At 72.7% G+C, this 25,762-nt stretch carries 23 protein-coding genes; 13 read left to right on the top strand and 10 right to left on the bottom strand.

Annotated features, from left to right (window positions below; translation table 11 throughout):
• Positions 1–130: 130 nt before the first annotated feature.
• The 3 genes from AB852_RS12435 to AB852_RS39700 form a co-directional block, all read right to left on the bottom strand.
• A complete protein-coding gene (locus AB852_RS12435; RefSeq protein ID WP_073787004.1) occupies positions 131–2,746 on the bottom strand; it encodes a DUF7507 domain-containing protein in 2,616 nt (871 codons plus the stop codon).
• Positions 2,747–3,107: 361 nt separating this feature from the next.
• Positions 3,108–4,472 carry a glycosyltransferase gene (locus AB852_RS12425; RefSeq protein WP_073787000.1) on the bottom strand — a complete coding sequence of 455 codons (1,365 nt, stop codon included), beginning with the start codon at positions 4,470–4,472 and terminating at the stop codon, positions 3,108–3,110.
• Positions 4,469–4,627, bottom strand: coding sequence for a hypothetical protein (locus AB852_RS39700; protein WP_178390996.1), 159 nt, complete (start codon positions 4,625–4,627; stop codon positions 4,469–4,471). Before AB852_RS39700 ends, AB852_RS12425 begins: the two co-directional genes overlap by 4 nt.
• 251 nt (positions 4,628–4,878) lie before the next feature.
• On the opposite strand from AB852_RS39700, the gene AB852_RS12420 reads away from it, so the two are divergent.
• Both AB852_RS12420 and AB852_RS12415 read left to right on the top strand, forming a co-directional pair.
• Positions 4,879–5,352, top strand: a complete 474-nt coding sequence (locus AB852_RS12420) for a carboxymuconolactone decarboxylase family protein (RefSeq protein WP_073786998.1) — start codon at positions 4,879–4,881, stop codon at positions 5,350–5,352.
• Positions 5,353–5,501: 149 nt separating this feature from the next.
• The gene (locus AB852_RS12415; protein ID WP_073786996.1) at positions 5,502–6,425 is read left to right on the top strand and encodes an RNA polymerase sigma-70 factor; all 924 of its coding nucleotides are present in this window, start codon (positions 5,502–5,504) and stop codon (positions 6,423–6,425) included.
• Positions 6,426–6,705: 280 nt separating this feature from the next.
• Here the strand turns inward: AB852_RS12415 and AB852_RS12410 are convergent, their stop codons facing one another.
• On the bottom strand, positions 6,706–7,044 hold the full coding sequence (locus AB852_RS12410) for a ribosome maturation factor RimM (RefSeq protein ID WP_073786995.1): 339 nt from the start codon (positions 7,042–7,044) through the stop codon (positions 6,706–6,708).
• A 197-nt stretch (positions 7,045–7,241) separates the two neighbouring features.
• On the bottom strand, positions 7,242–7,646 hold the full coding sequence (locus AB852_RS12405) for a winged helix-turn-helix transcriptional regulator (protein ID WP_073786993.1): 405 nt from the start codon (positions 7,644–7,646) through the stop codon (positions 7,242–7,244).
• A gap of 59 nt (positions 7,647–7,705) precedes the next feature.
• Here AB852_RS12405 and AB852_RS12400 point away from each other — a divergent pair, with 59 nt between their 5' ends.
• Together AB852_RS12400 and AB852_RS12395 are read left to right on the top strand one after the other, a co-directional pair.
• Positions 7,706–8,563 carry an MBL fold metallo-hydrolase gene (locus AB852_RS12400; RefSeq protein WP_073786990.1) on the top strand — a complete coding sequence of 286 codons (858 nt, stop codon included), beginning with the start codon at positions 7,706–7,708 and terminating at the stop codon, positions 8,561–8,563.
• 143 nt (positions 8,564–8,706) lie between these two features.
• Entirely contained in the window at positions 8,707–9,675 is a 969-nt protein-coding gene (locus AB852_RS12395) for a zinc-binding dehydrogenase (RefSeq protein WP_073787806.1), read from the top strand.
• Positions 9,676–9,810: 135 nt separating this feature from the next.
• Here the strand turns inward: AB852_RS12395 and AB852_RS12390 are convergent, their stop codons facing one another.
• Entirely contained in the window at positions 9,811–10,146 is a 336-nt protein-coding gene (locus AB852_RS12390) for an NIPSNAP family protein (RefSeq protein WP_073786988.1), read from the bottom strand.
• Positions 10,147–10,636: 490 nt separating this feature from the next.
• Between AB852_RS12390 and AB852_RS12385 the strand changes: the two genes are divergently transcribed.
• Both AB852_RS12385 and AB852_RS12380 read left to right on the top strand, forming a co-directional pair.
• Positions 10,637–12,676, top strand: a complete 2,040-nt coding sequence (locus tag AB852_RS12385; RefSeq protein ID WP_073786986.1) for a M4 family metallopeptidase — start codon at positions 10,637–10,639, stop codon at positions 12,674–12,676.
• Positions 12,677–12,979: 303 nt separating this feature from the next.
• Positions 12,980–13,183, top strand: coding sequence for a cold-shock protein (locus AB852_RS12380; RefSeq protein WP_015610594.1), 204 nt, complete (start codon positions 12,980–12,982; stop codon positions 13,181–13,183).
• A gap of 130 nt (positions 13,184–13,313) precedes the next feature.
• Here AB852_RS12380 and AB852_RS12375 read toward each other — a convergent pair whose 3' ends face one another.
• The 3 genes from AB852_RS12375 to AB852_RS12365 all read right to left on the bottom strand — a co-directional run bounded on the left by AB852_RS12375 (position 13,314) and on the right by AB852_RS12365 (position 16,219).
• Entirely contained in the window at positions 13,314–13,808 is a 495-nt protein-coding gene (locus tag AB852_RS12375) for a GerMN domain-containing protein (protein ID WP_073786984.1), read from the bottom strand.
• The gene (locus AB852_RS12370) at positions 13,805–15,448 is read right to left on the bottom strand and encodes an ATP-binding protein (RefSeq protein ID WP_079184548.1); all 1,644 of its coding nucleotides are present in this window, start codon (positions 15,446–15,448) and stop codon (positions 13,805–13,807) included. The genes AB852_RS12375 and AB852_RS12370 overlap by 4 nt, the downstream gene beginning before the upstream one ends.
• A gap of 69 nt (positions 15,449–15,517) precedes the next feature.
• Positions 15,518–16,219 carry a response regulator transcription factor gene (locus AB852_RS12365; protein WP_073786982.1) on the bottom strand — a complete coding sequence of 234 codons (702 nt, stop codon included), beginning with the start codon at positions 16,217–16,219 and terminating at the stop codon, positions 15,518–15,520.
• A 134-nt stretch (positions 16,220–16,353) separates the two neighbouring features.
• On the opposite strand from AB852_RS12365, the gene AB852_RS12360 reads away from it, so the two are divergent.
• From AB852_RS12360 to AB852_RS12345, 4 genes are read left to right on the top strand one after another with little or no spacing between them, the layout of a single operon-like run.
• Positions 16,354–17,016 carry a hypothetical protein gene (locus AB852_RS12360; RefSeq protein WP_073786980.1) on the top strand — a complete coding sequence of 221 codons (663 nt, stop codon included), beginning with the start codon at positions 16,354–16,356 and terminating at the stop codon, positions 17,014–17,016.
• Positions 17,013–18,119 (top strand): peptidoglycan-binding protein, encoded by a 1,107-nt coding sequence (locus AB852_RS12355; RefSeq protein WP_073786978.1) that lies wholly within the window; start codon positions 17,013–17,015, stop codon positions 18,117–18,119. The genes AB852_RS12360 and AB852_RS12355 overlap by 4 nt, the downstream gene beginning before the upstream one ends.
• Positions 18,116–18,937, top strand: a complete 822-nt coding sequence (locus AB852_RS12350) for an ABC transporter ATP-binding protein (protein WP_079184547.1) — start codon at positions 18,116–18,118, stop codon at positions 18,935–18,937. Before AB852_RS12355 ends, AB852_RS12350 begins: the two co-directional genes overlap by 4 nt.
• On the top strand, positions 18,934–20,136 hold the full coding sequence (locus tag AB852_RS12345) for an ABC transporter permease (protein ID WP_073786976.1): 1,203 nt from the start codon (positions 18,934–18,936) through the stop codon (positions 20,134–20,136). The genes AB852_RS12350 and AB852_RS12345 overlap by 4 nt, the downstream gene beginning before the upstream one ends.
• A gap of 64 nt (positions 20,137–20,200) precedes the next feature.
• Here AB852_RS12345 and AB852_RS12340 read toward each other — a convergent pair whose 3' ends face one another.
• A complete protein-coding gene (locus AB852_RS12340) occupies positions 20,201–22,468 on the bottom strand; it encodes an MMPL family transporter (protein ID WP_073786974.1) in 2,268 nt (755 codons plus the stop codon).
• Positions 22,469–22,945: 477 nt separating this feature from the next.
• Between AB852_RS12340 and AB852_RS12335 the strand changes: the two genes are divergently transcribed.
• The 3 genes from AB852_RS12335 (at position 22,946) to AB852_RS12325 (ending at position 25,728) form a co-directional block, all read left to right on the top strand.
• The gene (locus AB852_RS12335) at positions 22,946–23,260 is read left to right on the top strand and encodes a DUF6400 family protein (RefSeq protein ID WP_073786972.1); all 315 of its coding nucleotides are present in this window, start codon (positions 22,946–22,948) and stop codon (positions 23,258–23,260) included.
• Positions 23,244–23,489: a hypothetical protein gene (locus tag AB852_RS12330; RefSeq protein ID WP_073786970.1), complete on the top strand. Its 246-nt coding sequence runs from the start codon at positions 23,244–23,246 to the stop codon at positions 23,487–23,489. Before AB852_RS12335 ends, AB852_RS12330 begins: the two co-directional genes overlap by 17 nt.
• A 991-nt stretch (positions 23,490–24,480) precedes the next feature.
• Complete coding sequence (locus AB852_RS12325) at positions 24,481–25,728, top strand: type III PLP-dependent enzyme domain-containing protein (protein ID WP_079184545.1); 1,248 nt, start codon at positions 24,481–24,483, stop codon at positions 25,726–25,728.
• Positions 25,729–25,762 lie beyond the last annotated feature (34 nt).

Genomic DNA, 25,762 nt, shown 5'->3' with positions numbered 1-25,762 from the left:
GCGGTGTCCTCGCAGGACCGTCCGGACGCCGGAACGGGTGCGCACCCAGGAGGTGCGCACCCGTTCCGGCGGTTCCTACCGGCGGTCCGCGCCGGTCAGGTCATTGCCTTGTCCGTCCTGCTTCCTTGGTTCAGCCGAGCATGCTCGGGGTGTCGATCGGCCGTGCGTCCACGGGCCGCTCCTGGCGGACACCGGGCCGGGTCTGCCCCTGGGGGCCCGGCCGGGCCGTCTTGTCCTTGTCCTTGGTGATGACGGTGCCGTGGGTGGTGCAGCGGGTGTCCGGGTGGTTCGTGGGGCAGTTGCTGCCGGGGGTCGGGGAGGTCACGGTGTTGTCGAGCCGCAGGTCCCCGAAGGTCCGCCGGTCCGTGGTGACCGAGAAGTCGATGGTCGCGCTCCCGCCGGCCGCGAGGGTGCCTTCCCAGGACAGGACGGGCTCGCCGTAGTCGACCCGGCCGCTGGTGGCGGTGGCGTCGTCGTTGTACGCGGCGTCGTCCAGAAGGCGGGAGAGATCGTCGGTGAAGGCGGCGGTGGTGGGGGAGGAGCCGGTGTTGCGGACCGTGATCGTGTAGGACACGGTGGCGCCCGCGCGCACCGAGGCGGGGCCGTTCTGCTTCTTCACGATCTCCACCGAGGGGATGGTCGTGACGAGGATGCTGGTGTTGTTCTCCGGGTCCGGGTCGGGGTCCCGGCCGGTGACGGTGGCCGTGTTCGTGACGGCCGTGCCGCCGGGGGAGAGGATTCCCGACACCTGGAGGGTGACGCTGTCGCCGTCGGCCAGTTCCGTGCCGGTGCAGGTCAGGGTGGCCGACTCGATCTCGCAACCGGGGCTGAGGGTCCGCGTACCGGTCAGCGCGGCGGGCAGGGGGTCGGTGACGGTCCAGCCGGTGGAGTCGGCGGGTCCGTTGTTCGTCAGGGTCAGGGTGTAGGTCAGCCGCTCGCCGGGCCGGGCGGTCGCGGGGCCCGTCTTGTCGACGGCGAGATCGGCGCGGAATGCCCGGTAGGGGACGGTGACGGTCGCGCTGACCGCCCGCGCGGACCCCCCTTGCACATCGGAGCCGGTCGCCGTCGCCTTGTTGACGACCTGTCCGGCCTCCACATCGGCGGCGGTGGTGACGTACGAGGCGACGCACCGCACGCTCGCCCCGGGCGCGAGCACGGTCGGCGGGCAGATGACGGCCGGGGTACCGGGTCCGTCGTCGGTGACGGTGACGGCGCCGAGCTGGGCGCGGCCGGTGTTGGTCACGCGGTAGACATAGTGCAGGGTCTGCCCCGCCGCGCTGAAGACGGGTTCGACGGCCGCCTTGGTGACGGCCAGCGACCGCAGGGGGACGACGACGGTGTTGCTGGTGGCGCTGAGCGGTGTCCCGGCCTCGGTGGTGCCGGTGACGGTCGCCCGGTTGACGATGGTGCCCGCCGTGGCATCGACGGCGGTCGCCGTGTACAGCGCGGTGCAGGTCACGGAGGCGCCCGGGGCCAGCGTGCCCGACGGGCAGGTGACGACGGGGGTGCCCGGTCCGTTGTCGGTGACCGCGACACCGGTCAGGGGCTCGTCGGCGTTGTTCGTGACCCGGTAGCTGTAGTGGAGCTGCTGTCCGGTGCTGAACGACGCCTCGGCCGCCCTCTTCACGAGCGACGGACCGGCGGGCGCCGTGACGGTCAGGGTCGCGGTCGCGGGTGGGTCGAGGCCGACGAGGGCCAGGTCCGCCGGGGTGTTCGGATAGGTGCCCGCGTCCGCGGCGGTGACGTCCACCATGAAGACGCACGACGCGGTGCCGGTGGTCAGGCCCCCGTTGGCCAGGGACACCGAGGACGATCCCGGGGTCGCGGTGACCGTGCCGTTCCCGCAGGTGGTGGAGGCGTTGGGGGAGGAGGCGACCACGACCCCGGCGGGCAGCGCGTCGGTGAGCGAGAAGCCGGTCTTCGCCGCGAGTTCGCTGGTGTTGGTGACCGTGAACGTCAGCTGTGAGACGGCGTTCTGGGAGATCGTCGGAGGGTTGAACTCCTTGTCGAGCTGCGGCGTCACATCCAGGATGCCGACATTGTCGAACGCGTGGTCGTTGCCGCCCCCGCCGCCGTTCGCGTTGACCATCCTGATCCCCACGGACGTACCCGTGAACAGCACGGAACCGTTGCTGGGGAAGGAACCCGCCTCCACTTCCTTCCTCCCGGGGTATGTCTGGGCGCGGGGGTCGGTGCAGGGGTCGATCGGGCTGGTGAACGTGGGAATCTCCGGGCCGGAGCCGGTGAGATAGAACTCCAGTCGCGGCCCCGAGGCGAAGCAGTTGATGGCGGCGACGTCCACGGAGAACGTGATGAACCGGTTCTCGCTGACGAGCGGGATCGGCTCGACCGTGGCGAACTCCGTCAGATCCGCCCCCGGGTCCCCCGCGGTCCACGCGGACACGGCGTGGTTGACGGTCGGGTCGGCGGCGCCCCCCACCTGGCCCAGCACACCGGCCATGTCCCGCAGATCGAGCATGGCCGCCGAGCTGGCGCTCGCGCAGTCCGGCTGGTCCTCCCCGGACTCGCTGAGGATGATCCCGTTGCACTGCGCCGGGTCCAGCCAGTTCGGGTCGGCGGTGTAGGTGGCGTTCACGGGTGGCGCCCCGGTGTACTCGTCGAGCAGGACCGGGGTCGGGCCCGTCCCGTTCTCGAAGTTCTCCCGGTAGACCTCGACAGGGCTCTGCGGTACCCCGGGGGTGCCGGGCGCCGCCCGCGCCACCGGTGCCGCAGCCGGTGCCGCCACGGCCCGCGTAGCCGCTCCGGCGGCGGTCGGCGCCGAGGCCGAGGCCGGTGACGGGGACGAAGCCGGAGCCGAAGTCAGCGCCGAAGCCGACGCCGACACCGAGAGAACCATCGCCGCGCAGACGACCGCACCGAGCCGTCGTCCGTGGGAAGTACCACGCATCTCGCTGTGCACCCCGTTCCTGGGTCCGGACCCGGAGGAGAATTAGCACACTTCCACCGGGTTCGGGAGGTGTGCCGGCCAGGTACGGGGAGAGTCCACCTGCGTGGGCCTGAACCCGTCCCGGCCGCTCGGTACCGCGCCACGGACGACGGGCCCCGCCCGGATTCCGCCGGACGGGACCGCCGCTGCCGGGACGGCGTCAGGCGGTGACCGGGGCCGTGAGGACGACCTCGGGGCCGCCCGCGCGGGTGCCCCAGCGGGTCCGGCCGCAGGTGAGGGTCGCGTACCAGCGGACCGCGCGCAGCACGGTCCACGCCCAGAGCAGGGCGAGGGGGGTGAGCAGCCAGGTGACGGTCTGGTGGGCGAGGGTCTCGTCGGAGCGGCGGACCGTGAGGTAGCGCAGGGCCTGGGCGTAGCCGATGAGCAGGGGGACGGTGGCCAGCCAGGGGGAGAAGCCGATGTCGTGGCGCAGATGGAGGACGGCCATCCAGCAGAGGGCGCCGGTGCACACGAGTTGGAGGAACCAGCGCAGCAACTGGGCGACATAGGCGGGATGGGTGAGGGGGAGATGGCGGGCGCGCCACAGCGAGCGGATCGTGGAGCCGCGCATCCAGCGCAGGTACTGGCGCAGATGGTGACCGGTGCGTTCGGGCATGGCGGTGAGGACGACCGCGCTGGGCTGCTGGACCACCCGCCCCCTCAGCAGGGCGAAGAGGGTCAGCAGCGAGTCGTCGGAGAAGTGGACGGGCCTGCCCATGAAGGTCTCACCGAGGTAGGCGGCGAGGTTGTCGCGCAGGACGGGGGCCCGGTACGCGGCGAGGCTGCCGGGGGCGACCATCACCGCGCCGAGCGGGGAGAGCGCGGAGCGGTCCACGAGCTGGTTGGCGACGAAGTAGAGGTCGGTGACCCGGGTGAGGAGGGTGGCACGGTGGTTGGCGGCGACCACCAGTCCGGCGCTGCCCTGGACCCGGGGGTCGGCGAAGGGCTGGAGCACTTCACCGAGGGCGTCGGCGGCGAGACAGGCGTCGGAGTCGACGGTGACGATGATGTCGGCGTCGTCCGCCTCGCGCAGCGCGGTGACCTGCGCGTGGCGCTTGCCCTGGTTGGGGGTGCGCTGCCAGGTGGTGCGGATGCCCGCTTCCGCCGCGTGGCGGGTCCACCACTTCTCGACGGCGGGACAGCCGTCGTCGGAGCCGTCGTCGACGAGGTGCACCGCGTCGGGGCGACGGGACTGCGCGGCCAGCGCCGTCAGCGCGGCCCGCAGATAGGCGGGGTCCTCGTTGTACACGGGGACCAGGACCGCGATCCGCAGCTCGTCCAGGGCGCGTTGCCCGGCGGCGTCGGCACGGTGCGGCCGCTCGCAGGCGTAGAGCACGCTCTGGAGGATCAGCAGCAGCGCGACCGGCGCCCACAGCAGGACCGTGCGGCCGTCGTCCCGGTCCCCGAGGACACCGCCCGCCTCCAGTCCCCGTACCGCGGCCCAGGCCCCGATGACCAGGAGGGCGAGAGTCGCGGCGAGGAGCGGCGCGCGGGGCCGCCGGCCGACGGTCGGGGCGGAGTTCACCGCCGTCGCGTCCGTCTCTGGAACCCCAGCCGGACGCAGAACGCTCCCGCCGCCACGATCAGCAGCGAGAGTCCCACGATCCACTCCACACCCAGCGCCACACCACCGATCGCCAGGGCTCCTGTGCCCGTCTTCGCGAGCTGGCCTCCGTTCATGTGCACCTCTCTCTGCGGTCCGTATGAACGGGCATATAGTCATATGTTCTGTTCGGGGTTGCCGCACGCCGTGCGGGGCGCCGCCCGCCGCACCACCTGAACAGACCCCCGTCGCCTTCCCGCCCGGTCGACCGGTGCGGTGGCCGTGTTCGGGATGACGTGGATCACACGCCTCCGTGTCACAGGGCGCGGTGCTGTCTCGTCCCAGGGATACCGCCACCGACGAGCCGCACAGCACGGAGGAGAACACGATGGACGCGCGACTGGACTACCTCGCCACCACGACAGGGACCAGGTCCCTCAAGCACTTCATGGCCGCGGGCAGGGCACTCAAGGAGTCGCCGCTGCCCGCCGCGACACAGGAACTCGTGGCCCTGCGCGTGAGCCAGATCAACGGCTGCGCCGTCTGCGTCGACATGCACACCAAGGAGGCCGCCGCGGCCGGTGAGACATCGGCGCGGCTGCACCTGGTGGCGGCGTGGCGGGAGGCCACGGTCTTCACCGAGGCGGAACGGGCCGCGCTGGAACTGGCGGAGCAGGGGACCCGGGTCGCGGACGCGGCCGGCGGGGTCGGCGACGAGTGCTGGGCACGCGCCGCGAAGCACTACGAAGAGGAGCAGCTCACCGCCCTGGTGATCCTGGTCTCCGTCATGAACGCGGCGAACCGGCTGAACCTCATCGTCCAGCAGCCGGCCGGTGACTACCAGGTCGGCCAGTTCCACTGACCGGCCGCCGGTCGACCGGCCGTCGATGACGCGCTGGGGAACAGCAGGATTCCACCGCGACGACGCGGCTGACGGGTCGCCGGATCACCGGTGGCGTGCCGCGTGGATGCGCGGGCCGGGCGGGAAGACCTCAAGGAGGAGGACACGGCGTGAACAAGGCCGAGGAGTTCCAGGAGCTGCGGCCACTGCTGTTCTCGGTCGCCTACCGGATCCTGGGCAGCGTGAGCGAGGCCGAGGACGCGGTGCAGGAGGCCTGGCTGCGCTTCGACGCCTCGACGACGCTTCCCGCGTCGGTCAAGGCGTTCCTGTCCGCCACGGTCACCCGGATCTCGATCGACGTGCTGCGCTCCGCGCGGGTGCGGCGGGAGACGTACGTGGGTCCGTGGTTCCCCGAGCCGCTGCTGAGCGACCCGTACCAGGACCCGGCGCGCTCGGCGGAGCTGGCCGACTCGGTGTCGATGGCGGCGCTGCTGCTCCTGGAGCGGCTCAGCCCGCTGGAGCGGTCGGTGTTCGTGCTGCGGGACGTGTTCGGCTTCGGGTTCGACGACATCGCCTCGGCGGTGAGCCGTTCGGAGGCGGCATGTCGGCAACTGCTGGTACGGGCACGGCGGCACATGGACGCCGGGCGGCCGAGGTTCGAAGCGGACCGCGCGGAACGGCGGGAGCTGGCGGCGCGGTTCTTCGACGCCCTGCGCGAAGGTGATGTCGATGCCTTGCGGGAGCTGCTGGCCGCCGATGTGCGGCTGGCGTCGGACGGCGGCGGCAAGGCCCCGCAGGCGGCCAGGGCCGCCGTCGGTGCCGGGAACGTGGCCCGCCTGCTGGCCGCCGTCGTGCCGTTGCTGGCCCGGGTCGACGTGACGTTCGAGCCGTACGAGGTCAACGCCCGGCCCGGTGCCGTCTTCCGTGACCGGGACGGCAAGGTCCTCCAGATCCTGGCCCTCGATGTGCTCGACGGGCGGATCCAGGACATCCGCGCGGTGATCAACCCCGACAAGCTCGGCCACCTCGGACCGGTCGCCGATGCCTGGGCCGTCGACGGCGAGGTGAAACGGATCCGTCGGCGGACGGGGTGACCTGGAGCGGGACCGGAGAGCCTGCGGGCCGTCGGGGCCGTCAGATCCGTCGGCCCACGCGCCCTGGCCCTCCCGTGGGGAGCCGGGAGGGTCGGCGCGGCCCGCCCGAGCGGTGGCATGACGGCGGGGCCGGTACGGGGTGCCCGCTGGGGGTCGCGGATCGCCCGTGACCCCCAGAGTGGCACCGTTTGCGCCCTTTCAACAGGGTCGTGACCGAAATCCGCCCTGGAGGGACGGGTGGGGGCGGGGACGCCTCACCCCGCCCGTCGGCCGGCGGGTCTCACGGCCAGTAGTAGGCGCCCAGCTGACGACGGTAGTCGGGACTGTCGTAGTGGGTCTCCCGGAGGAACTCGGGCGCGTTCTTGACCTGGTCCTTGCTCAGTCCCACGAAGATCTTCTCGTCGGCCGTGTCGACCCGGGTGACCGAACCGGCGGGTATCAGAACCTCCTTGCCGAAGATCCACGGACCGGTGTCCACGACGAGACACGCCGAACCGACCTCGTCGGTGTGCTTGTCGACCTTGCCGATACCGCCGTCCAGGGCCTCGACCTTGAACCCGGTCAGATCGGACCCGGTGTGTCCAGCCGCGGACGGGTACTCCCACGCGTTCTCCTGCATGGCACAGACTCCTCTCGCTCGGGGAAGCGGTGCGGACGGGGCCCCGGCCACGCCGCTCCGTGAGGAGCTGTCCGCGGCCGTTCCCGCCCTCGCCCCCCGCCTGCCCTGCTCCTGGCCGGCCATGCCCCGGATCATCACCCTGGTGTCCTGGTGTCCTGGTGTCCTGGTGTCCTGGTGTCCCGGTGACGGTGCGGCGATCAGCCGGGGGCGTCCCGCCGCGCGGTGCCCCACTCCCACATGCTGTGGACCACCGGCTCCAGCGCCCGGCCTTGGCCGGTGAGCGTGTAGCGGACCCAGGGCGGCCAACTGGCGCTGCGGTGGCGCTCGATGACGCCCGCGGCGGTCAGCTGGGCCAGCCGCTCCGAGAGGACCTTGTCGGAGAGCGCGGGCAGGGCCGCCGAGAGCTCGGAGGACGTAGCCTCCCCACGGCGCAGGAACTCGCGGAGCACCAGCGGCGTCCACCGGCCGCCCAGCACGGCGAGGGTGATGTCGACAGGGCACCGTGCTGCCCGGCCCGGCGGCACCAGCGCGCTGCCCGGACAGTCCCCCAGCGGGCCGTCCTGACCACCCGACGGGGCGTGTCCAACCGTTTGGTGAGTCACGAGGGCTCCTCCTAACGTCCGTCACGAACAGCCCGCCGAACTCGCCTCCAGGGGGCCTTGTGCGTATCCACCACCTCAACTGCGGTTCCCTCAGGAAGATTCCACCGCTCGGCACGGAACCCACGGCGGATGTCGCGCACCGCGAACGGGCCGCTGTCTGCCATTGCCTGCTCATCGAGACCGACTCGGACGGGCTGGTCCTGGTCGACACCGGCCTCGGCACCGCCGACCTGCGCCACCCCGAGCGGTCACTCGGCGCGGACTGGGTCGCCTACGCGCGGCCCGCGCTCGACCCCGAGGAGAGCGCGCTGCGCCAGGTCGTCCGCCTCGGGTACGCGCCGCGGGACGTGCGGCACATCGTGCTCACCCATCTGCATCGCGACCACACGGGAGGACTGCCGGACTTCCCGCACGCACGGGTGCATGTGCATCCCGACGAGTACCGGTCCGTCACCGATCCCGCGGCGCCGCACCACCGGCACAGCCTCGACCGGTTCATGTCCGCCCACCGGGCGCACCACCCCTTGCTGACGCCCGCGGTCGCCGTGCGGGACGGCGAGTGGTTCGGATTCCGGGACGTGGCACGGCCGCGGGGGCTCGCGGGTGAGCTGCTGCTGGTGCCGCTGCCCGGCCACTCGGCGGGACACGCGGGCGTCGCCGTCCGCGACGGTGACGGACGGTGGCTGCTGCACGCGGGCGACGCGTACATGCATCACGGCGAGATCGAGCACACCCCGCCCCGCTCCCACCCCGCCCTCGACCCGGTCCAGCAGGGGGCACAGACCGATGCCGCGGCCCGGGTACTGACCAGGGACCGACTGCGCGGTCTGCGCCGCGACCACGCGGACGAGGTCACCGTCCTCAGCGCCCACGACCCGTGGGAGTTCGCCCGCCTCACCGCTCGCGCGGGCTCGTAGGGGGGTGGCCGTCCGGGGCGGTGGCCGGTGCCGCCATTGGTGCGGTGTCCGGGCGGCCGGTGACGCCACCCGCGCCGGTTCGTACGCCGGTGCGCCACGATGACCCCCGCAGACGATCACGAGGAGGCCCAGTGGGGAAGACCATGCGCGCCGTCGTCCTGGAGGAGCCGGGGCCGGTGGACCGTCTGGAGCTGAAGGTGCTCCCGGTTCCGGAGCCGGGGCCGGGCTGGGTGCGGATCAAGGTGGAGGCGTTCGGTATCAACCGGTCCGAACTCCACACCCGGCTCGGTCTCGCCGAAGGGGTGACCCTGCCCCGGGTGCTGGGGATCGAGGCCACCGGGACCGTCGACGCAGACCCGGACGGGGTGCTGCCTTTGGGGCAGCAGGTGGTCACGATGATGGGCGGGATGGGCCGCACCTACGACGGTGGCTATGCCGAGTACACGGTCGTGCCGCGCTCCCAGGTGGTCCCCTTCCGCTCGGAGCTGCCCTGGGAGACGGTGGGCGCGCTGCCGGAGACCCTTCAGACCGCGTACGGATCGCTCACCACCGGCCTGGATCTGCGGTCGGGGCAGACGCTGCTGATCCGTGGCGGCACCTCCGCCCTGGGGATGACGGCGGCGGCGCTCGCCCGCGACCTCGGGGCGACCGTGTTCGCGACCACCCGTGATCCGGACCGGCTCCGGGTCCTGGCGGACCACGGCGTAGACCATCCGCTGGTCGACGACGGCACGGTCGCCCCGCTGGTGCGCGAGATCCTCCCGGACGGGGTGGACGCCGGGCTCGAACTCGTCGGCACACCCACACTTCCCGACACGCTGGCCGCCACCCGCTCCCAGGGCACCGTCTGCTTCACCGGGATGCTCTCCAACCGGTGGACGATCCCGGACTTCTACCCGATCGCGTATCTGCCCCGCGGGCTGCGGCTGTCGGCGTACGGCGGGGAGTCGGGCGATCTGCCCGCCGAGGTGTTCCAGCGCTATCTGGACCGCATCGCCACCGGTGAGTTCTCCGCGGGCCCCGTCCATGTCTACCCGCTGGACCGGATCAGGGACGCGCACCGGGACATGGAGGAGGGCAGGCGCACGGGCAAGCTTGTCGTACGCCTCTGAACCGGGCGGCGGTACCCGGCACCCGGTGGCGGTACCCCGGCACCCGGTGGCGGTTCAGGTTCCGCGACGCCGCGCCACGCCCCCCGGAGACCCGCACCACCACCCCGCGCACCGGGCCCGGGAGCGCGCCCGACCTCAGACGGACGGCTCGTCCCGCGGCGCCGGTGCGGCGTCGAGCGGGCGCAGGAAGCGGCGCTCGTAGCGGCGGATGCACTTCGTCCGGCGGGCCAGTTCGAACGCGGCCACGCACTCGGGGTCGGTGACGCTGTCCGCCCGGTAGCGCTCGTACCGCGCGAAGTCGGGGAAGGAGAAGAGGGCGTACGCGATGTCGCTGTCACCCTCGCTGGGCAGGAAGTAGCCGTGATGGGTGCCGCCGAAGCGGTTGACGAGGCCGACCCAGCGGCGGCCGTACTCCTCGAAGTCGTCGATGCGGTCGGGGTCGATCTCGTACTTCAGATGGATGGTGATCATCTTGGCCTTGTTCCTGTCGCTGGTCGCCGGACTCCGGGACGCGTAGCCCTGTGCGGCCGGGCGTCACGGTCGGGAGCTTACGAGGCGGTCGGCGGGGGCGGTTCCGGGGGCGGGTGATCGGGAGTCCGCCGTCGCGGATCTCCTGGGCGGAGGAGTCCCTGGGCGGAGGAGTTCCGGCCAAGGTTTGACGCGCCCCTGACAGGAGGGTGCCACTCCTGCCACTCTTCCCCCGTCCGTCGCACCACCGCTCACCGCTTCACCGCTCACCGCTTCGCCGCTCACCGCTTCGCCGCTCACCGCTTCGCCGTACACCGCTTCGCCGTACACCGCTTCGCCGTACACCGCTTCGCCGTACACCGCTTCGCTGTACCGCCGCACACCGCGCCACCGCTCCGCCGCTCCGCCGCTCCGCCGCACCGCCGCACCGTTCGTTCTGCCGGGGCGCGCCTCGACCAGGCCGTCCCACAGCCCCCTCGCAGAAGGAGTCCGCGTGAGATCCACGCTTCGCCGGCGCACCGCCGTGACCGGCGCGCTCATATCCACCGCCGCCCTGCTGGCCTTCGGCCTCCCGGCCGGTCCCTCGGCGGCCCAGCCCGCCACCGCCGGACCCGGTACCACCCGGGCGGGCGCCGCCGACCCCGGCGCCCTGCCCCGTAGCCTCACCCCCGCCAAGCGCGCCGAACTGATCCGCGCCCGGAGCACCACCACCGCGGCCACCGCCCGGGAACTGGGCCTCACCGCGCGGGAGAAGCTCGTCGTCCGGGATGTCACCCAGGACCGCGACGGCACCACCCACACCCGTTACGAGCGCACCTTCGCCGGGCTGCCGGTGCTCGGCGGCGACCTGGTGGTGTCCGAGACCGGGGCGGGCGCGACCGAGTCGATCGCCATGGCTTCCCGGACAGCCCTCAAGGGGGTCCGCACCACGGCCGGTATCGCCCCGTCCGCCGCCGAGAAGCAGGCGCTGGGCCGGGCGAGGGCCGAGGGCTCCACCAGGACCGCCGCCGACCGCGCGCCGCGCAAGGTGGTCTGGCTGGCGCGGGGGACGGAACCGGTCCTCGCGTACGAGACGGTCGTCGGCGGTCTCCAGCACGACGGCACCCCCAACGAACTGCATGTCGTCACCGACGCGGGCGACGGCAGGAAGCTCTTCGAATGGCAGGCGGTGCACAACGGCACCGGCAACACCCAGTACAGCGGTCAGGTGACGCTCGGCAGTTCCGGGTCCGGCTCCTCGTACCAGCTCACCGACGCCGGACGCGGCGGTCACCGGACGTACGACCTGGCCAAGGGGACCCCCGGGACCCCCACCCTGTTCGCCGGAACCGACGACGTGTGGGGCGACGGCCTGCCCGCCCACAACGAGACGGCCGCCGCGGACGCCGCCTACGGCGCCGGTCTGACCTGGGACTACTTCAAGAACGTGCAGGGCCGCAACGGTATCCGCGGTGACGGGGCCGGTGCTTCCTCGCGGGTGCACTACGGGAACAACTACTCCAACGCGTTCTGGCAGGACTCCTGTTTCTGTATGACGTACGGCGACGGCTACGCCAACGCCGAGCCGCTCACCGCGATCGACGTGGTCGCGCACGAGATGACGCACGGCGTCACCTCGGCCACGGCGAACCTCGTCTACAGCGGTGAGTCCGGCGGACTGAACGAGGCGACCTCCGACATCTTCGCCGCGGCCGTGGAGTTCCACGCCAACAACCCCCAGGACGTGGGTGACTATCTGGTCGGGGAGAAGATCGACATCCGGGGGAACGGCACACCGCTGCGCTACATGGACGAGCCGAGCAAGGACGGGCCGTCCAAGGACTACTGGTACCCCACCCTCGGCAGCCAGGACGTCCACTACTCGTCGGGCCCGGCGAACCACTGGTTCTACCTCGCCTCCGAGGGAAGCGGGGCCAAGACCGTCAACGGGGTCAGCTACTACTCGCCTACCTCCGACGGACTGCCCGTGACCGGTATCGGCCGGGACAAGGCGGCGCTGATCTGGTTCAAGGCGCTGACCACCAAGTTCACCACCACCACCGACTACGCGGGAGCGCGCGCGGGCACCCTCGCGGTCGCCGCCGAGTTGTACGGGGCGAGCAGTCCGGAGGTCGCGCGCGTGACCGACGCCTGGGCCGCCGTCAACGTCGGCGACCGCCCCGGCGGCGTCGACCCCAACCCCCCGGGCACCGTCTTCGAGAACACGACCCCCGTCGACATCCCGGATCTCGGCCCGGCGGTCACCTCCTCGGTCACGGTGTCCGGTATCACGGGCAACGCCCCGGCCACACTGCACGTCGGGGTGGACATCGTCCACACCTTCCGCGGCGACCTGGCGGTGGACCTGCTGGCGCCCGACGGGACCGTGTACCCGCTGAAGGCGTCCAGCCCGTACGACACGGCGCCCGACCTCAAGAAGGCCTACCAGGTCAACGCCTCGTCGGAGGTGGCCAACGGGGTCTGGAAGCTGCGGGTCCAGGACAAGGGCCCGCAGGACAGCGGCCATATCAAGAGCTTCAGACTGACCTTCTGAGACCGGCGCCACGGGGTCGCGCACGGCGTGACCCCGCCGGCGCCACGGGCCCACCGGCCGCCTCGCCGCGGCCCGGCCCCGGACTCCCCGGAGCCGGGCCCGGGATCACCGGTCGGGGTCATGTAGCCAGGCGATCACAAATCGGATAACTTTCTTGCCGGTAGTCGTGGTTCGAAGTCATCAGCGCCCGCGGTTCGCGCCGTGGGCGCTGCGCTGTGCAGCATGCCCGAGGACCAGGGCGATCACCTCAACCGAGGGGCACTGACAAGCCGGTGTCCCGCAACCCTGGACAAAGGGGCAGACATGGCCACGGGCACTGTGAAGTGGTTCAACGCCGAAAAGGGTTTCGGCTTCATCGCCCAGGACGGCGGCGGCCCGGACGTCTTCGTCCACTACTCCGCCATCAACGCGTCCGGCTTCCGGTCCCTGGAGGAGAACCAGCAGGTCACCTTCGACGTCACCCAGGGCCCGAAGGGTCCGCAGGCGGAGAACGTCATCCCGGCCTGACCGGACACGCCGTACCGCCCCTCGCGGGCACCGCTGGTCGCATCTGCCCCGCTGGAGTCCGTCCGGCGGGGCAGAGCCTTGTGCGCGCGCCCGCCCCCGTACCGTCTCCGCCCCCTTACCGTCCCCGCCCTCACCCGTCGAGGAACTCCGCGCACCGGTAGGGGCCCAGGTCGGCGCTGTCGGGCTGGCGCACCGTGACCTCGACGTCGTCGGTCCTGACCTTCGGGTCGAGCACGGACTGGGCGCGGGCCAGGGTGCACACCAGTTGCCCCGTTCCCTGGTCGCGGCCCGTTCCCGCGTAGGAGTCCTCAAGGCGCACGGTGACGCGGGTGCCTGTTCCGCTCACCTGGAAGCCGGGGAGTTCGAGGAGGTTGGTGAGCCCGTCGCGCCGCTGGTCGGCCGACGGCCCCTGGAAGAACAGCTTCATCACCCCGCTGAGGCTGTCGAATTCCTGGTGGCGCGTGGGGACCCCGCGCAGACCGGAGGCGGACGCGTAGTACATCCGCACCCCCCGCGTCGGCCCGGACGCGGACTCACCCGTGCCGATCACCCCGGTCGGCTGGACGCCGCAGCCCATCAGGGCGAGCCCCAGCGCGCCGACCGACACCCTCTGCCGGACCCTCACTCCGTGTCCTCCCCCGTGCGTCGCAGCGGCAGCCGCAGCGTGAACACCGCTCCGCCCCGCGGTTCGTGGGCCGCCCGCTCGCCACCCTTGCCGTCGCCGTCGTTCCCGTCGGCCAGGTCGGTGGGGTCGGCCACCTCGATCGTGCCGCCGTGCAGCCGCGCGTTCTCCAGCGCGATCGCCGTGCCGAGGCCACTGCCCTGGCCGCTGTCGTCGGCCGCGCCGCGTGTGCGGGCCGCGTCCGCCTTGTAGAACCGGTCGAAGACCCGCTCCCGGGCCCCCGGTGGCAGTCCGGGGCCATGGTCGGCCACCGCCAGCGTCACCCACTCCGTGCCGCTCCCGTCCGCCGCCGGGGCCGTCCCGAGGGTCACCGTGACCGGCGGGGCCCCGTGCCGCAGCGCGTTGCCCACCAGGTTCGCCACGATCACGTCGATGCGGCGCCGGTCGACCACCGCCCGCACACCCTCCGCAAGCCGTGTCTCCACCCGGTCCGTCCAGCCGCGCAGGGCCAGCGACGCCCGTACGGTGTCGGCCAGATCCGTCTCGGCGGCGTTCAGCCGTACCGCCTTGGCGTCGAAGCGGGAGATCTCCATCAGGTCGTCGACCAGCCGGGCCAGCCGCGCCGTCTCCGCGCCGACGGTACGGGCCGCGTGTGCCGCGTCCGGCGGCAACTGGTCGGCGTCCTCCTCCAGGACGGTCGCCACCATCGTCATCGCCGACAGCGGTGTGCGCAGTTCGTGCGACACGTCCGCCACGAAGCGGCGCGCCTTCGCCTCCTGCTCGCGCAGTTCCGCGTCGGAGGCCTGGAGCGCGTCCGCCGTCTCGTTGAACGTCCTCGCCAGCTCCGCGAGTTCGTCGTGCCCGGTGGCGGCGACCCGGCTGCCGAGGTCCCCGGCCGCGAGCTCGCGGGTGGCCCGCCCCAGTTTGCGTACCGGACGCAGCACGGTTCCCGCCGCCAGCAGCGCCAGGGCGGCGGCCAGCACCACCACCGGTACGGTGCCCTCCCGCGCCGAGTCCAGCAGGGCGGCGATGTCGTCCCGTTCGGCCCGCAGATCGGTGAGCGCGTAGACCTCCAGACCGGAGGTCTCCCGGTCCCCGTCCGCGTATCTCACGGGCATGCCGACGACGAGATAGGGCTCGCCCCGCCACATCACCCGCTGGAACCGGGCCTCTTCCCCGATGTGCACGGCGGTGCGCAGCTCGGGGGAGATCCGGGCGTCCGGGTCGGTGCGCGAGTCGGAGACCGCGACGAGGTCCTGGTACCGGGCGACCACGACACGGCTGTCGCTGACGAGGCCGTCCGCGACCTGTGCCGTGAACCGCGACAGCGACCGCTGGTCGGGGGGTATCTCGAAGTCGGCGGCGACCGCGGTGACCTGGTCCCGGAGGTCGTGCACGGCCGCTTGCTGGGTGCGCTGGAGAACGGCGGTGCGGGCGTCCCGGTAGGCGAGGGCGGTCGCGGTCACCGCGCTGATCAGGGCCACGACGACGAAGGCGACGACCAGCCGGACGCGCAGTCCGCCGATCAGCCGCCCGATCAGCCGCCGGGGGCGCCGCCGCTTCGGCGCGGTGCCGCGCCCGTCCCCGCGTGCCGCGCCCGTCCCCGCGTGCCGCCCCGGACCCGCGTGCCGCCCTGTCCTCACCTGTTGCCCCGTCCCCGCGTGCCGCTCCCGGCCCCCGCTTCGCTCCACCCCCGCGCGCGTCCCCCCGGCTCACAGCGGTCCGAAGCGGTAGCCGAAGCCGCGCACCGTCTGGACGTAGCGCGGCTTGCCCGGTATGTCCTCCAGTTTGGCCCGCAGTCGGGCGACGGCCGCGTCCACCAGCCGGGAATCGCCCAGGAAGGTGTGGTCCCAGATGGATTCGAGCAGCCGCTCACGGCTGAAGACCCGGCCGGGGGAGGCCGACAGCTCAAGGAGCAGCCGCAGCTCGGTGGGCGGCAGCGCGACCGGGACCCCGTGCTTGGTGACGGTCAGCCCGGCGCGGTCGATCACCAGCCCGGCGAGGTCGGCGCCCGCGCCCGGTGCCGGTCCGGCCGGTGACGGCTCCGCGCGGCGCAGCGCCGCCCGGATACGGGCCTCCAGCACGGGTGCGGTGACCGGCTTGACGACATAGTCGTCGGCGCCCGCCTCCAGGCCCGTCACGATGTCCTGGTCGTCGCCGCGGGCGGTCAGCATGATGACCGGCATGGCGGTGGTCCTGGCGCGGATGCGGCGGCACACCTCGAAGCCGTCGATACCGGGCAGCATCAGGTCCAGCACGGCCAGTTCGACCTTCCCGCCGCCCGGACCGTCCAGCAGGGCGAGGGCCTCCTCGCCGGTGGCCGCCGTGTCGACGTCGTAGCCGTGCCGGCGCAGCACGAGCTCCATCCCGTCCCGTACGGACGCGTCGTCCTCGATCAGCAGTACATGCGGCATGCGGTCGATTATGGCCGTCCCGATCGCTGCTCCGCTGCCCTGGCCGGGGGTCGATGTCGCAGGTCGGGGCATTGTTACGTGCTCATCATATGACCATGGAATCGTCATCACGTGGCGTGGCGAGGGTGGTGGCCATGAGCGTGAACACGACCTCCCGTACGACTGCCCGGCTGCGCCTGACCGCGCTCGTCGTGCTGCCCGTCCTCGCCTTCTCCATGGCCTGTGTCGGCGGTGACGACAGCAACCCGGACGGCGCCAGGAAGGACACCGCGATCGCCGAGGTGCCCGCCGCGCCGGACAAGCCGGACGCGAGCCCCACCAAGAGCGATGAGAAGCCGGGTGCCCGTTCCGACAGCAGGAGCGCCTTCTACGACGCCCAGATGACGTACATCGAGTGCATGCGCGCCAAGGGCGGCTATCCGGACTTCCCCGACCCCCGGCTCAACGGCCATCCCGACTGGGACAAGATCAACGCCATCGGGTCCCAGCCCGGCCGCAACCAAGGCATCAGGGGCGGCAGGAACGGCGTCTGCGTCGAACAGTTGCAGGCCGTCTCGGCGGCCACGCCCAAGATCGACCAGCAGAAGGCGTACGAGTCGATGCTCGCGCACGCCCACTGCATGCGGGACAACGGCGTCTCCAAGTTCGTCAACCCGACCATGAGCGGCGGCAACGCCCAGCCGGGCGGACAGTCGAACCCGATGGACCCGGCCTTCGACGAGGAGTCACCGGCGTACAAGAAGGCCCGCGAGGCGTGCGCGTCGAAGCTGCTCGACGGTCTGGACGGGATGCAGTGACCCGGAGGTCCGGACGGCACGCGGTCAAGGGCCGTACCGCTCTGGTGGTGCTGGGCGCGGTGACCGTCTGCGCCGCCGTCACCGGGGGCGCGCTGTACCTCGGCGGTGGTGGCGGGGACGGGGGCGACCCCGGGCGCGGCGGTCTGCCGCCCGCCACCACGCCGGTCGTACGCACCGACCTGGTCAGCTCCAAGACGGTCGACGGCACAATCGACTTCGCGCAGCGCCGTCCCGTCGGATCCGCGGTGGAGGGCACCGTCACGGTGGCCGCCTCCGAAGGGGCGACGCTGACCCGGGGGCAGGCGCTGTACGAGCTGGACGACAAACCCGTCACCCTGCTCTACGGGCCCGTCCCGATGTTCCGCGAGATGAAGGACGGCGACCGCGGCAGCGATGTGCTCCAACTGGAGCGCAATCTGCGCGACCTGGGGTACGGGGCGCGGCTGTACGTCGACATCTGGTACGACAAGGACACCGAGGCCGCCGTCAAGCGGTGGCAGAAGTCCCTGAACCGCGACGTCACCGGCCGGGTCGGGCGGGGACATGTCGTCTTCCAGCCCGGCCAGGTCAAGGTGGTCTCCGCCGACGCGGCGCTCGCCGACCAGGTCGGACCGGACGGGAAGGTCCTGACGATCGCCTCCACCAACCCCGTCGTCCGGGCACAACTGGACCAGGGGGACGGGGCGCTCACCTCCGACGGCACCAAGGTCGAGGTCACCCTGCCGAGCGGGCGGACCGTGGCGGGGAAGGTCGCGGGGACGGTCCGGCCGGACCAGCTCGCCGCCGAGGGCGGTGAACCCGCTCCGGAGGGCATCACCGTCGAGGTCGTCCTGACCGGCGGCGCGGATGCCGTGTCCGGTGAGGACCCCGACGAACCGGCGAGCGTGAAGTTCGTCAGCGAGGCACGGAAGGGGGTCCTGGCGGTGCCCGTCGAGGCGGTCGTCGCCCTGCGCGGTGAGGACGGCGGCTACGGCCTCCAGATCGTCGAGAACGGCGCGTCGAGGATGGTGCGGGTGGAGACGGGCATGACCGCCGACGGGCGGATCGAGGTCAGCGGCTCCGGCCTGCGCGAGGGGATGAAGGTCGGGGTGGCGAAGTCATGACACACCCTGAGGTGATCGAGGAACCCCCGTCGATCGGCACACCCGCTCCCGTGATCGAACTGCGGGACGCCGCCAAGTCGTACCCGGGCGGCGTCCACGCCCTGCGCGCGGTGAACCTCACCGTCGAAGCGGGTGAACTGCTCGCGGTCGTCGGCCCGTCCGGCTCCGGCAAGTCCACGATGCTCAACGTCATGGGCACCCTCGACAAGCCCACCTCGGGCACCGTCCGGGTCGCCGGGTACGACGTGTCCCGGCTCCCCGACTCCCGGCTCTCCGCGCTGCGCGCCCGCCATATCGGCTTCGTGTTCCAGCACTTCCATCTGGCGGCGGGACGCGACGCGGTGGACAACGTCGCCGACGGACTGCTGTACGCGGGCGTGCCGCTGAAGCGGCGCCGCGCCCTGGCACGGGAGGCCCTCGCCGGGGTGGGGCTGGACCACCGCCGCTCGCACACACCGAACGAGCTGTCCGGTGGTGAGAAGCAGCGGGTGGCCATCGCCCGCGCGCTGGTGGGTGACCCCACGCTGCTGCTGGCGGACGAACCGACCGGGGCGCTGGACACCGCGTCCGGCGCGATCGTCATGGAGCTGCTGCACGAGCTGCACGCGTCCGGCACCACCATCTGTGTGATCACCCATGACCAGGGGATCGCGGACTCGCTGCCGCGCCGGGTCCGCTTCCGGGACGGCGCGATCGTCTCGGACTCCCGTTCCGCCGGGTCCGGTGCGTCCGGCGGGTCCGCCGGGTCCGGTGCGTCCGGCGGGTCGGACAGGTTCATGTCGTCGGGCGTGTCCGGTGGGGGAGGGGCCGGTTCATGAGGAACGTGGGGAACGACCTCAAGCCCTCCCGGCTCTCCGCGCGTGACGTCCTGCGGGTCGGCGCGGTCGGTCTGCGGGCGCGGCGCGCCCGGGTGGTGCTCTCGGCGCTCGGTATCGCCATCGGTATCGCGACCATGGTCGCGGTCGTCGGGCTGTCCGAGTCGAGCCGCGCGGACCTGATGGCCCGGCTCGACCGCCTCGGCACCAACCTCCTCACCGCCGAGGCGGCCGAGGACCCCTCGGGCACCCGGGTCAAGCTCGCGAAGTCGGCGGTCGCGATGGTCGAGCGCGTCGGACCGGTGCAGCACGCCACGGCCACCGCCGATGTCGACGCCCGTATCCGCCGCAGCGACGTGGTCCCCGAGGAGCGCACCGCCGGGGTCATCGCCCAGGCGGCCCGTACCGATCTGCTGTCCACGCTCGGCGGTGAGGTCGACCGGGGAGTCTGGCTCGACGGGGCGGGAGAACGCCTGCCGGTGACGGTGCTCGGCGCCCGGGCGGCGAACCGTCTCGGTGTCACCCGTACCGGCGAGACGATCATGATGGACGACATCCGTGTGGTCGTCGTCGGCATCCTGAAGCCGATCGAACTGGTTCCCGCCCTGGACCGGGTCGCGATGATCGGTTTCCCCGCCGCCGAACGCTACTTCGGCTTCGACGGCCACCCCACCACCGTCTTCGAGCGCTCCACGGACGCCTCGGTGGAGGACGTACGGGCGGTCCTGGCCCGCACCGTCAGCCCCGGCAACGAGGCGGGCGTCACGGTCTCCCGCCCGTCGGACGCGCTGGCCGCCAAGGCGGCCACCGACGAGGGGCTGACGAACCTGATGCTCGGCCTGGGCGCGGTGGCCCTCCTGGTCGGTGGGGTGGGCGTCGCCAACACCATGGTCATCTCCGTCCTGGAACGCCGTCAGGAGATCGGCCTGCGCCGCTCGCTGGGCGCGACCCGGGGCGCGATCCGGCTCCAGTTCCTGACCGAGTCGCTGCTGCTGTCGGCGCTCGGCGGGGTGACGGGCGCGCTGCTGGGCGCGGCGGCCACGGGCGGCTTCGCACGGTTCCAGGGATGGACGGCTGTCGTCCCGCCCTGGTCCCTCGCGGGCGGTCTGGCGGCCACCCTGGTGATCGGTGTGGTCGCGGGCCTCTATCCGGCGATCCGGGCCTCACGGACGCATCCGACGGTGGCGCTGAACGCGACGTGAGGCGGTGCGGTCCGGGGCGTCGTCCCGCTGGGCCGGTTCCCTGCTCGCGGGCCGGGGGCGGTTCCTAGCCGCCGGACGGTTCCCCCTTCCCCGTCGCGGGCCGCGCGGCGCCCGGGTCCTGTTCCGTCGGACGGCTGAGGACACCGGGCCACCAGGCGCGCGGGCCCAGGTCCCGGACGAGTGCGGGCACCAGGAGCGAGCGGACGATCAAGGTGTCGAGCAGCACGCCGAACGCCACGATGAACGCGATCTGCACCAGGAAGGACAGCGGGATCACCGCCAGCGCGGCGAAGGTCGCGGCGAGCACCACCCCGGCCGACGTGATCACCCCGCCGGTGGTGACCAGCCCCCGCAGCATGCCGGTGCGGACGCCGTGGACCAGGGACTCCTCGCGGGCCCGGGACATCAGGAAGATGTTGTAGTCGACGCCCAGGGCCACGAGGAAGACGAAGCCGTAGAGCGGTACGGAGGGATCGGTGGAGGCGGAGCCCAGCACGAGCGGGAAGACCAGGGCGCTGACCCCGAGGGTGGCCAGGAAGCTGAGCGCCACCGTCGCGACCAGCAGCAGCGGCAGGACCAGCGCACGCAGCAGGCCGATCAGTATGACCAGCACGATCAGCAGGACGACCGGCACGATCAGGTCGCGGTCGTGTTCGGCCGTGGTGCGGGCGTCGATGCGCTGCGCGGTCCAGCCGCCGACGAGCGCGTCGGCTCCCGCCACGGAGTGCACGGTGTCGCGCAGGGCGAGGACGGTCCGTTCGGCCGCCGCGCTGTCGGAGCTGTCCGCCAGTACGGCGTCGATCCTGACCCGGCCGTCGGCGGAAGGCGCGGCGCTGCCCGGTCCACCCGGGCCGGGGGCGGGCGCCGCGGAGGCGACGCCCTCGGTGTCCGCGGCGGCGCGTACGACCCGCTCGGCGCTGCCGGCGTTGGTGAGGATCACCGCCGGGGTCCCGGACCCGCCGGGGAAGTGCCGGCCCAGCGTCTCCTGGGCGGCGACGGAAGGGGCGTCGTTCACGAAGATCTCGTCGAGCGGGAGGCCCTTGGCGCTGAGTCCTCCGGCGAACACCGAGAACAGGGCCAGTACGGCGAGGCTCGTCGCCCAGACCCGTCGCGGAGCCCGGTCCACGAGCCGCGCGACCCGCCCCCAGACCCCGGCCGTCGCCAGGACCCCGGCCGCCCCCGACGCCTGGTCCGCTTCCTGGACCCGGTCCGCTCGGGTCCCCTCGCCGGTGCCGTCGGCGGTCACCGGAGTCGGTGCCGGTGCCGGTGCCGGTGCCGCGGTCTCGGGCTTCGCGGGCCAGTAGACGCTCCGGCCCAGCAGCATCAGCACCGCGGGCAGGAACGTCAGCACCGCGAGCACGGAACCGGCGATACCGATGGCGCCGACCGGACCGAGCGCCCGGTTGTTGGTCAGATCGCTGAGGAGGAGGGCGAGCAGCCCGAACGCGACGGTCGCGGCGCTCGCGAGGATGGCACCGGCGGACCTGCGTACCGCGGCCCGCAGCGCGGCGTACGCGTCGGAGCGGACGGCGAGCTCCTCCCGGTGCCGGGCGGTCAGCAGCAGCGCGTAGTCGGTGGCGGCGCCGATGACGAGGATGGAGAGGATGCCCTGCACCTGCCCGTCGACGCGCACCACCCCCGCGTCCGCCAGCGCGTAGACCACCGCGCAGGACAGGGCGAGGGCGAGGACCGCGCTGAGGATGATCACCAGGGGGAGCAGGACGCTCCGGTACACCAGCACCAGGATCACCAGCACGGTCGCGAGCGCCACCACGAGCAGCAGCCCGTCGATGCCCGAGAAGGCACCCTTGAGGTCGGCCTGGGAAGCGGCGGGCCCGGCGACCTGGGCGGTGGTCCCGGGTACCTTCCCCGCGGCGGCCCCGATGTCCTCGACGGCGGTGGGCAGGGCGTCGCCGAGAGCCGGGTCGAGGGGTACCACCCCGCGCAGCGCCTCGCCGTCCTCCGAGGGCACGACGGGCGGGACCCGCCCGATGACCTCCGTGTCCGCCCCGACCGCGGCGAGCACCCGGTTCGCCGCCTCCTCGGCGCCCGCGTCCAGCCGCCCGCCGCCCTCGGCCGTCCAGACGACGATCGCCGGTACCGGTTCCTCCTGGGCGAGTTCCCGCTGCTCGGCTCCGACCTTGGTCGACTCGGCGCTGCGCGGCAGGAACGCCGACTGGTCGTTGGTGGCCACCTCCCCGAGCCGTCCCGCGAACGGGCCGAGCACACCGCCCACCCCGATCCAGACGGCCAGCAGCAGGAGCGGCACCAGCAGCCGGGGCGGCCGACGCCGCGGTGGACGGCGGGAACCGGCGGGTACGGGCTCGGACATGTCTCCCCTGACGGTGCTCGCGGGCCGGACGGTGTGCGCGTCGCGTGGCACGGCCCGGATTGTGCGTCCCCGGTACGGCACCGGGGCCGGAGGCGCGGTGCGCCTCCGTTCCCCTTCCCGTTCCGTCCGCCGACCGGACGCGCCTTCGCGCGTGACGCGCGACACAGTAGCCCGCGCACCCCGGCGTGCGAGCGGGGCGGCGGCCGGCCGACGGCGCTCCCTGACGGCCGTCGCCCCGGCGGACCGCACCGCGGCGATGAAGTACGTCACAGCGGGCCGGTCCGGGTCGGCTCCGGGCGCTGCCGCCGGACCCGGGCAACCGGCCGTCGGCGGCGGCGCGTTTCGCCGTACGGTCCGGTGCTCCGCACCCCGGGGGTGACGTACGCGCCATATGCGGCGACTTAGGTGACCCTTCCCTCCGGCGGAGGCGCTCTGGTACAGGTGGACGGGTCCCGTCAGTACACCGGAAGTCTCGCCATGGATCAGGAAAGGGCCACCGGCCCCACCCCCTTCACCACCGGCCTCACCCCCTTCACCACCGGCCTCACCCCCTTCACCACCGGCCTCACCCCCTTCACCGTCGACCTCACCTTCGAGGAGGCCCGGCGCCGGGCCTCGGTCGTGGCCGCCCTCGGGCCGGACTGGGACCCGGTCGCCGTCCTCCGGGGCGAGGACGAGGCGTACGCGCTGCTGTACTCGGGGCTGGACCCCGAGCAGCGCCGCACCCACGACATGCTCGTCGCGGCGGGTGTGCTGCCGGGGGAGGGCCCGGGCCGTGCGGCTTCCCCTTGACCCCCAGGCGGACGACGCCCGCCGGGCCTGGGTGGCGTGTCCCGTCTGCGACGACGCCAGTACCTGCGCGACCTGCGCCGACCGGCGCAACTGCCGTGAGCACTGGCGCTACTTGATCTCCAACGACGGGCCCGTCGTCCATCTCCAGTGCCCCCGCTGCGCGCACGCCTGGTCGCTCGACACCCGGCCCGGGGTGACCCGGCGCGACGACAGCGCCCCCTGCCCCTGACCGCGCCCCGCCCGGCGTCCTGGCGACGGCCCGACCGGCCCGGTGACGCGGGCGGTCCCGCGCTCACGCGGCGGCTGCGGACCTTCGGCTGTCCGGGTCGGCGCACGCCCGGTCCGGCCGACTCCTGGGCCGCCCGGCGCATGCCCCCGCCCGCGGGCCTCGTCCCGTGCCGCCCACGCGCGTCCCCGCGCCCCGGCCCTCCCGCGCGCCCCACCGGGTCCTGCCGCGCCCTCGCCCTCACCCGCGCGCCGCACCACCGCGCCCGCCTCCGCACCGCAGGACCCGCCGCCGCCCGCCTCGCATGGGCGCCGCACCCGCACCACAGGGCATCGCACCCGAACGTCACCGCACGTCACCGCACCGCAAGGCGTGGCGCACCCGCACCGCACCGCCGCCGCTGCGACCTTCCTCACATCACGCACCGCCCATATGGGGTGGATGTTCCGGGCGATTCGGGTCAACCGGTGCGGTTCCCCGGGCGTATTCGCCGCCTCCGGCGCCTCGCGCCCCGTCCGGTGGTGGGTTGACTTGGCGTCGCACCCCTGCACCCACGGCGTCAATTCCGAGGCAAAGCGCCATGATTGGGATGTTGCGACCACCCGAGAGTGTGTGGTCACATTCGGTTCGCGGGTGCTGACGCGTCGTCAAAACGGTTCGCGACCAGGGAGGTTGACCGGCCATGCACGGCCCGCCGTCCCGCCGGACGGCCCGTGAGAGACAAACTGCGTACCGTTAGGTTAGGCTACCCTAAGTTCAGAACCGAGGCCGGGGATTCCCCGTGCCCCTTCGTAGGAGAGACGTGTCTCAACCGGGCTACACCGATACGAGGTCAGTGCGTACAGCCATCGAGCTGACGCGGCGCCCGGGCGTCTGTCCCGTACACACTTCCCCCTGACGGTGACGCCGAACCATCTTCGGCGCTGAACAGTTCACGACGTCCCCCCACCCCGGACGTCAGCTCCCCGCTGCGCCCGCTCCGACCCAAGGCAGAATGTTGTCCATCCAGTTGCCGCCGTCCTCCGCCCCGCGCTCCGTCTACCCGGTGGACGTGCTCCCCGGGGAAGTCCGCGCCCGTCTGCTGGAAATGACGCGTGACGAATCCCCCGTATCGACCTATGTGTACGACGCCTCCGTGGCGATCGGCCGCGCCCGCCAGCTGCGCGAGGCGCTGCCCGACTGGGCCGCCGTCTACTACGCGGTGAAGGCCAACTCGTTCCCGGCGCTGCTCGGGGCCCTGGCCCCGCACATCGACGGGTTCGAGGTCGCGTCCCGCGCCGAGGTCGAACTGGCGCTGGAGGCCCTGCCGGTGACGGACGGGGTCCCCGCCCCGCTGGTCGCCGCGGGCCCCGCGAAATCGGTACCGGTCCTCACCTCGCTCATCAGGGCGGGAGTCGAGGCCATCAACGCCGAGAGCCTGCTCGAACTGCACCGGATCAGCCGGATCGCACAGCGCGAGGGTGTGCGGGCCCGGGTGGCGCTGCGGGTGAACCCCGCGGAGATCCCCGTCTCCGGCTCGCTGCACATGGGCGGCGAGCCCTCCCAGTTCGGCGTGGCGGAACCCGATGTGCCGGCCGTGCTGCGGGAGGCCCTGGGCCTGCCCGCCGTCGAGCTGATCGGCTTCCATATCCACGCCGCGTCCAACAACCTCGACGCCGAGGCGCACGCCGCGTATCTGCGCTGGTGCGTGGAGTGGAGCGTACGGGCGGCCCAGGAGGCCGGATTCACCCTGCGGCACGTCGACATCGGCGGCGGGATAGGCGTCGCCTTCGAGGGCGAGAAGGAATTCGACGTCGCCCGTTTCGGTGAACTGGCCGCGGCCGTCGAGGTCCCGCCCGGGGTGAAGGTCGTCCTGGAGCCGGGCCGGTTCCTGGTCGCCGACTGCGGCTGGTACGCGGCGGAGGTGACGGACGTGAAGACCTCGTACGGTGAGACGTTCGTCGTGCTGCGCGGCGGGATCAACCACTTCCAGCTCCCCACGTCCTGGGACATCGTGCACAACATCGCCGTGCTCCCCGTCCCCGGCTGGCCCGAGTCCTGCCCCCGGCCCACCGCCGAGGACACCCGGGTCACCGTCGTCGGTGAACTCTGCACACCGGAGGACACCCTGCTGCGTGATGTCCGGGTGGACCGGGTACGCGCCGGAGACCTCGTCGTCTTCCCCTACGCGGGCTCCTACGGCTGGGAGTTCGCCATGCACAGGTTCCTCGGGCACCCGGTGGCCGAACGCCATCTGATCTGAGGCACCACCCGCACCACAGGCCACGAAGCGAGGC

Source organism: Streptomyces uncialis, assembly GCF_001905345.1.
GTDB lineage: Bacteria > Actinomycetota > Actinomycetes > Streptomycetales > Streptomycetaceae > Streptomyces > Streptomyces uncialis.
The sequence above is the reverse complement of the archived record's forward strand: the minus strand, read 5'-3'. Positions and strand labels throughout refer to the sequence as shown.